Below are 528 nucleotides of genomic sequence, written 5' to 3'. Positions count from 1 at the left end.
GAACGTTCGACTGAAAAATGGGCCGATACATACGGTTTGTCGTGACAACGGATCACGAAAGCAGAACGGCCTGCACAGGGGTCGTTGCTAGTTTGCGCATATTAGGTGAAGACGGGATATTGCCTGAATACTACCTCGAATCTTCCATGGAGATTTTCGACGAAATGAATCAGGACCTTCCTTGTCCACCATGGCAAGATGCCAGGTTGAATAGGGAATGCGTGTCGTGGTTCAAAGATTCGGAAGAAGGACAATACTGGGTTGGAAAATTTAGAGAAATTGTAGCAATTCTTGAGGACGCAGGAGTTGAGGTTGCTACGCTGACCACTGAAAGGCCAGGAATGGTCGTCTATGAGGACGAATTTCAGGTCGTCGCGAAATCGAGGGTCTACTAATGGTCGAACAATGCGCAGCACCACAAATCCGACCGCGTTGGCGAGTTGGAGGATTGACTGATGGAGGGAGCGTGATAGAAGTAGTGGAAGTGCGCTGAGTCGGTCGGATTGGGTGTGCTTGAACGTTCGGCTA

Annotated in this window: 1 protein-coding gene; it reads left to right on the top strand. The window is 49.6% G+C overall.

The window, feature by feature from the left end:
- Window positions 1-146 precede the first annotated feature (146 nt).
- Entirely contained in the window at window positions 147-395 is a 249-nt protein-coding gene (locus IE099_RS20695) for a hypothetical protein (protein ID WP_189574785.1), read from the top strand.
- Window positions 396-528 lie beyond the last annotated feature (133 nt).

The sequence above is a fragment of the Roseibacillus persicicus genome, assembly GCF_014651675.1.
Classification (GTDB): domain Bacteria; phylum Verrucomicrobiota; class Verrucomicrobiia; order Verrucomicrobiales; family Akkermansiaceae; genus Roseibacillus; species Roseibacillus persicicus.
Note: the sequence above shows the minus strand (reverse complement) of the source record. Positions and strands in the feature narration are given on the sequence as shown.

Coding starts and splice junctions, on each gene's coding strand:
- IE099_RS20695 (WP_189574785.1), top strand. CDS start 147: ATGGAGATTTTCGACGAAATGAATCAGGACCTTCCTTGTCCACCATGG.